Annotated in this window: 6 protein-coding genes; 1 reads left to right on the top strand and 5 read right to left on the bottom strand. The window is 73.6% G+C overall.

Annotated features, from left to right (window positions below; genetic code table 11):
• Positions 1-298 precede the first annotated feature (298 nt).
• The 4 genes from AB0F01_RS21410 to AB0F01_RS21425 form a co-directional block, all read right to left on the bottom strand.
• Positions 299-862 carry a hemerythrin domain-containing protein gene (locus AB0F01_RS21410; protein ID WP_362097961.1) on the bottom strand — a complete coding sequence of 188 codons (564 nt, stop codon included), beginning with the start codon at positions 860-862 and terminating at the stop codon, positions 299-301.
• A 156-nt stretch (positions 863-1018) separates the two neighbouring features.
• Positions 1019-1552: a DoxX family protein gene (locus tag AB0F01_RS21415; protein ID WP_362097964.1), complete on the bottom strand. Its 534-nt coding sequence runs from the start codon at positions 1550-1552 to the stop codon at positions 1019-1021.
• A gap of 82 nt (positions 1553-1634) precedes the next feature.
• Positions 1635-1958 carry a hypothetical protein gene (locus AB0F01_RS21420; RefSeq protein WP_362097967.1) on the bottom strand — a complete coding sequence of 108 codons (324 nt, stop codon included), beginning with the start codon at positions 1956-1958 and terminating at the stop codon, positions 1635-1637.
• A gap of 378 nt (positions 1959-2336) precedes the next feature.
• The gene (locus AB0F01_RS21425) at positions 2337-3995 is read right to left on the bottom strand and encodes a catalase (protein WP_362097970.1); all 1659 of its coding nucleotides are present in this window, start codon (positions 3993-3995) and stop codon (positions 2337-2339) included.
• Positions 3996-4366: 371 nt separating this feature from the next.
• On the opposite strand from AB0F01_RS21425, the gene AB0F01_RS21430 reads away from it, so the two are divergent.
• Positions 4367-5287, top strand: coding sequence for a chlorophyllase (locus AB0F01_RS21430; protein ID WP_362097972.1), 921 nt, complete (start codon positions 4367-4369; stop codon positions 5285-5287).
• A 34-nt stretch (positions 5288-5321) separates the two neighbouring features.
• On the opposite strand, the gene AB0F01_RS21435 is transcribed toward AB0F01_RS21430, so the two are convergent.
• The gene (locus AB0F01_RS21435; protein WP_362097975.1) at positions 5322-6116 is read right to left on the bottom strand and encodes an alpha/beta fold hydrolase; all 795 of its coding nucleotides are present in this window, start codon (positions 6114-6116) and stop codon (positions 5322-5324) included.
• Positions 6117-6121 lie beyond the last annotated feature (5 nt).

Below are 6121 nucleotides of genomic sequence, written 5' to 3' on the forward strand. Positions count from 1 at the left end.
GACTCCGGGCGAGGGGGCGCGGGGGGGCGGAGCACCGGCTGCGTCGCGCGGCGGCCCCCGGCACCGCGGGACAAGGCGCGGACCATCGTGGCAGACGGGGGCGGCGAGTCCTGTCCCGCGGACCGCGCGGCGGGGCCGGACGCGAGCCAACGGCAGGGGCGCACAGGGGGCTTGGCGGCGTGAGTGGGGTTGATCACAGCGGCGGCCCGGACGGGGGCGGGCACGCGAGGAGGGGCCCGCCTGGTGCGGGCCCCTCCTATGACGGTCCGGCGTCGTGCCGGTCGCGCGGGTCTGCGGTTCAGTCGGCCTTGCCGCGACCGCTGAGCGCGTCCCGGATCCGGTCCACCATGCCGGCGCCCGGCGCGAGCAGCTTGTTCGCCGGGGGCTTGTCCGGGGCGGCGGGGTGCGGACGGGTCGGCGCGGTCTTCTTCGCCTGGCGGACCTTCTCACCGAGCCGGTCCAGATCCTCGGTGCCGCAGGCCGCCCGGAGCTGGGGGAACAGGTTCTGCTCCTCGTCCGCGATGTGTTCGCGGATCTCGCTCATCAGCATGCCGATGAGCCGGTCGAACTCGGGGTCGTCCGCGTCGCAGCCCTCCAGATCCTTCATGATCTGCTCGGCCTCGGCGTGGTCCCGCAGTTCCCGGTCGGCCAGGGCGGCACCGCCGGGGACGTGCTCGCGCACCGCCGGGTAGAGGTAGGCCTCCTCGGCCACCGAGTGCCGTACCAGCTCCATGGTGGCCTGGTCGGCGTAGAGCTTGCGGTCCTTGTGACCGGGCGGCAGCGCCTCGATCTTGCCGAAGAGTTCCTCGACCTCCCGGTGGTCGGTCACCAGCTCGTCGATGACGTTTCCGCCGTGTCCCATCGTCTTCACCTCCGTATCGGCAGTGGCACCCGGCCGGGCGCCACTGTCCTCCCCCGGGTCCCCAGGGCCCCGCCGGGCTAACCACGGTGTTCCGCCGTCGCGACCCGGTCCTCCGCCGTCGCGGCCCGATGTTCGGCCGTCGCGGCCCGGCCGTGGTCAGCCGGGCAGTTTGGCGCGGACCCGGCCCGCCACGGCGGCGGGGCGGGCGCCGGCCCTGACCGAGCGGCGCACCAGGTGGGCGTCGCGGCGCAGGTCGTGGGCGGCGTGCCGGCCGCGCCACAGCAGGGAGGGGGCGGCGCCGGTGTCGTCGGCGGCGATCAGGAGCCCGCCGAGCATGGACAGGTTCTTCAGGAAGTGGACGCGCTGCGCGGAGCGCTCCGACGGGTCGTCCACCTCCCAGAAGCGGTGGGCCGCCAGGGTCGTGGGGACCAGCGTGGCGGCGACCGCGAGGGCGGCGGGCCGGGGCAGGCGCCCGGTGGCGAGGAGCAGCCCGCCGACGACCTGGACGGCGCCGCTCAGCCGTACCGACTCCTCGGTGCGGTCGGGCAGGACCGCGACGCGCTCGGTCACCGGCTGCACGACGGGTTCGGCGGCCGGTGCCACGCTCTTCGGGTTGCGGACGGACTCCAGACCGCCCGCGACGAACATCGAGGCCAGCATCGGGCGGCCGAGGACGCGCAGCAGACTCATGCCTTCTCCTGAGGTTCCGTGGGTGCGGGACGGGGCGTCGGGTTCCCCCACGGGGTGCGGGCATGCGACGGGCGGGGCGTGCTCACCAGTAGCGGGTGGTGAGCGCGGGCTGGTGGAGGGCCTCGACGGCGTCCCGGAGTGCCAGGGCGACGCTGATGGTGGCGCGCAGGGCCGAGGGCCGTACCTGCTGCGCGGTCTCGGTCGCCAGGACCAGCAGGCAGCCCGCGGCCTGCTCCACCACGGAGACGGGGAGGGTGTAGTCGCTGTCCGCGGCGGAACGGAACGCCTTCAGCGGGATGCCGGCCCCGTCGACGGTGCGCCGGGCGGCCTGTTCGAGGTGGTGCGCGGCCTGCTCGCAGACGGCGGCCGGCAGGATGAGGGTGCGCTGGAACGAAGAACTCGTCATGGTCCCATCAGTCCCACGGCGCCCGGCGGTTCGATCGCCGGCGGACCGGATTTCACCGTCCCGCGTGACCGGCGGCGGGTGCATCCGGAGCCGGTCCCGCGCGGGCCGCCCGGCCGGCCGTCGGCGCGCCTCGGCCGTCCCACCGCGCGTGGCGGGCCGTGGGCCTGTGGGCGCTGCGCGGTCGGCCGCGGTCCCCCGGCGGCCCGGGGCCGGGCACCCGCGTGCGCCGGCCGCCCTCATGGGTGGCCGGCGCACGCCTGTGCCGGGATGCGACCGCCGAGCCGCGGCCGGGTCACCGCCCGACGGCGCCGTCGGTGATCGGGGTGATCACCGGGACGCACGCCGGGGCGGGCCCGAGCACGTCGGTGGGGCGGCGGGTCAGCGGGTCACCACGTGCCGTTCGTTGGGCACGCAGTGCGTCATGGTGAGCCCCTCGACGTCCCGCGGGGGGTTGTCACCGAGGTTGGCGAGCCGCTTGCGGTCCTCGTCCGTGAGGTCCTGGCTCTGCAGCGGCTCCAGGTGGGCGATGTCCTCGGGCGTGATGCCCAGCCCCTCGGCGACCCGGCGGCCGAGGTCGTTCTCGGCCATGTAGCAGTGCCACACCATGCGGTCGCGGACCTCCTTGTCGCACTGGCCAAAGAGGTCGACGAAGTTCTTCACCAGGTCGTCGCGCTCCCAGTCCTCCATCAGGCAGTAGCGCTGGCCCGCCTGGAGGTAGTCGTTGGTGCGGGGGATGCGCTTGCGGGTGAGCCGGCCGCGGATCTCCGGGCCCTGCTCGTCGTGCGTCGGGAACTGCCCCTCGCGCAGACCGCCGGTGATCGACGGCTCGTAGTTGACCTGCGGGTTCTCCCCGCCGCCGTCCACGTGGTACGTCATCTGGCCGTCGCGCTGGTTGGTGCGCACCGAGGCGTTCTTCGCCTGGTTGACCGGCAGCTGGAGGTAGTTGGGGCCGACGCGGTAGCGCTGGGTGTCGCTGTAGGAGAAGGTCCGGCCGACGAGCATCTTGTCGTCGGAGAAGTCCAGGCCGTCGACGAGGACACCGGTGCCGAACGAGATCTGCTCGTTCTCGGCGAAGTAGTTCTCCGGCATCCGGTCCAGCACCATCCGCCCCACCGGCTTCGGCGGGAAGTCCTGCTCGGGCCAGGTCTTGGTGTCGTCCAGCGGGTCGAAGTCCAGCTCCGGGTGGTCGTGGTCGTCCATCATCTGGACCAGCAGTTCCCACTCGGGGTACTCGCCGCGGGACACGGCCTCGTACAGGTCCTTGGTGGCGTGGCCGAGGGACTCCGCCTGGACGTTGGCCGCGTCCTCCTCGGTCATGGACCGCACGCCCTGCTTGGGCATCCAGTGGTACTTGACCAGCTTGGTCTCGCCGGCCTCGTTCACCCACTTGTAGGTGTTCACGCCGAAGCCCTGCATGTGGCGGTAGTCCGACGGGATGCCGCGCGGGCTGAACAGGTTGACCAGCATGTGCATGGACTCCGGCGACTGCGACATGAAGTCGAAGATCCGGCGCGGCTGCTGCTCGAAGGTGACCGGGTCGGGCTTGAGGGCGTGGATGACGTCGGGGAACTTGATGGCGTCCCGGATGAAGAAGACGCCGAGGTTGTTGCCGACGAGGTCCCAGTTGCCGTCCTCGGTGTAGAACTTCACGGCGAAGCCGCGCGGGTCGCGGGCCGTCTCGGAGGAGTCGCGTCCGCCGATGACCGTGGAGAAGCGGACGGCGACGTCGGTCCGCTTGCCCTTCTCCTGGAACAGCTTGGCGCGGGTGTAGCGGGAGATCGGCTCGTCGCCCCAGGTGCCGTACGCCTCGAAGTGGCCGTAGGCGGTGACGCCGCGGGCGTGCACGACGCGCTCGGGGATGCGTTCCCGGTCGAAGTGGCTGATCTTCTCCAGGAACTGGTAGTTCTCCAGCGTGGCGGGGCCACGGGCGCCGACCGTGCGCTGGTTCTGGTTGTCGTAGACCGGGTGGCCCTGTCGGTTGGTGAGTACCTCGCGGTCGTCGCCCGGAGCGGGGCCCCGGCTGGAAACGTCCGTCATGATCGTGGGCTCCTTCGAACTGCTCATGGCTGGGCGGGCCGGTGCACGGTGAGCCGGCCACCGGCCGCCGTGGCGGGGGCCGGGTATCCCCGCGGGGCGGGGTCACGCATACGGCCCGCGTCCGGTTCGCCCGATCCGTCCGCCGGGCGGACGACGCGGGGCGGGGCACCGGGAGGCGCGCCGGGTGCGTACGCGGCCATGGTGCCGTGGATCACCCTCGACGGCGACTCGGCGCGCAGCGGTAGTTACTTTCCGTGACGGGCCACCGAGTCATTGCAAAGCGGAACAGCGATCCGTATCGTAAGCGGAGCAGTGTTCCGTTTCTCCTCGGACGGCGGTGCGCCTCCGGCGTGCTGCCCGGAAGGCCCCTCATGCATCCTGCGCACACCCGTCACCCGAACCCCGTGATCTCCGTCCAGCCGGTGGTCCTGCCCGCCCCCGGCCGGGGTGCGGACCTCCAGGTCCGGGTGTCCGCCCCGGCGGCCGGCGACGGCCTGCCGGTCGTCGTCCTCTCGCACGGCCACGGCTGCTCGATGCGCCACTACGGCCCGCTGGCGGACCACTGGGCCGCCGCCGGCTTCGTGGTCCTCCAGCCCACCCACCTCGACTCCCGCACGCTCGCCCTGCCCGCCACCGACCCGAGGACACCGCGGATCTGGCGGTACCGGGTCGAGGACCTGGTCCGCGTCCTGGACGGTCTCGAGACGCTGGAGAAGGCCCTGCCCGGGCTCACCGGGCGGGTCGACCGGGAGCGGGTCGCCGTGGCCGGCCACTCGTGGGGCGCCCAGACGGCGGGCGTCCTGCTCGGCGCACGGGTCCTCGGAACCGACGGCGAGCCCGGCGAGGACCTGTCCGACGCCCGGGTCGGCGCGGGCGTCCTGCTCGCCGCGGCCGGCCTGGGCGACGACCTCACGCCGTTCGCCGTCGAGCACCTGCCCTTCATGCGGCCGCACTTCGCCACCCTGACGACGCCGACGCTGGTCGTCGCCGGCGACCACGACCGGTCCGCGCTCACCACCCGCGGGCCGGACTGGTTCACCGACGCCTACCTGCACAGCCCCGGCGCCACCGACCTGCTCACCCTCTTCGGGGCGGAGCACTCGCTCGGCGGGATATCCGGCTACGAGGCGGCCGAGACGACCGACGAGAGCCCGGCCCGGGTGGCCCTCGTCCAGCGGCTCACCACCGCCTACCTGCGCAGCGCCCTGCGGCCGGAGGACACCTCCTGGAAGGAGGAGGCGTCGGCACCGGGGGCCGGGGCGGAACGGCTCGGGCAGCTGCGGAGCAAGTGACCGGCGGGCGCACCCGGTTCCCGCCGGGGCCGCCCTACGCGCGCGGTTCCGGGGCCGGGGCGGTGAGGAAGCGGTCCAGGGCGGCGGTGAGCGCCGCGGGCTTCTCCACCGGGAGTTCGTGTCCCGCGTCCACGATGCGGATCACCGCGTCCGGGTAGCGGGTCGCCATCCGCAGCATCTGCCGCACCGGCAGCTGGATGTCGTGCAGGCCGTGCACCAGCAGGACGGGAACGCGGATCTCGCCCACCCGGTCCAGGACGTCGAAGGCCCGCATCGCCGCGTACAGCGTCATCACCACCTCGCGGGGCGTGGCCGCCGAGTCGCGGACGTACCGCCTCACCTCCTCCCGGGGGTGGCCGGGGGCGAAGGCCCGCCGGATGTTGGCGGCGACGAACAGCTTGAAGGGCACCCGGGTGGACGCCGCCATCAGCAGCCCCCGCCCCCGGCTGTAGGTCACGCGGCTGATGGAGTTCACCAGCACCAGGCGTTCGACCCGGTCGGGGTGGGCGAGGGCCAGGGTCTGGGCGATCATGCCGCCCATCGAGTGGCCGACGGGGACGCAGCGGTCGACGCCGAGGTGGTCCAGCAGCGCGACGACGTCGCGGGCCAGCACGTCGATGGTGGGCACCCCGGCGCCGCCGCTCTCGCCGTGTCCGCGCAGGTCGAGGCGGATCACCCGGCGGCCGGGGGTGAAGTGGGCCATCTGGTGGTCCCAGCGGTGCCGGTCGGCGGTCCAGCCGTGGAGGAACACCAGGGGGACGTCCGCCGCGTCGCGGGGCCCCTCGTCGTCGTACGTCAGGTCCGCGCCGTCGACAGCGAACTGGGGCATGGGCG

This window comes from Streptomyces sp. NPDC029526, from assembly GCF_040637405.1.
Lineage (GTDB): Bacteria > Actinomycetota > Actinomycetes > Streptomycetales > Streptomycetaceae > Streptomyces.

Bases quoted from the DNA above. Each gene is read 5' to 3' on its own strand.
- AB0F01_RS21410 (WP_362097961.1), bottom strand. From the start codon at position 862: ATGGGACACGGCGGAAACGTCATCGACGAGCTGGTGACCGACCACCGG.
- AB0F01_RS21415 (WP_362097964.1), bottom strand. From the start codon at position 1,552: ATGAGTCTGCTGCGCGTCCTCGGCCGCCCGATGCTGGCCTCGATGTTC.
- AB0F01_RS21420 (WP_362097967.1), bottom strand. From the start codon at position 1,958: ATGACGAGTTCTTCGTTCCAGCGCACCCTCATCCTGCCGGCCGCCGTC.
- AB0F01_RS21425 (WP_362097970.1), bottom strand. From the start codon at position 3,995: ATGACGGACGTTTCCAGCCGGGGCCCCGCTCCGGGCGACGACCGCGAG.
- AB0F01_RS21430 (WP_362097972.1), top strand. From the start codon at position 4,367: ATGCATCCTGCGCACACCCGTCACCCGAACCCCGTGATCTCCGTCCAG.
- AB0F01_RS21435 (WP_362097975.1), bottom strand. From the start codon at position 6,116: ATGCCCCAGTTCGCTGTCGACGGCGCGGACCTGACGTACGACGACGAG.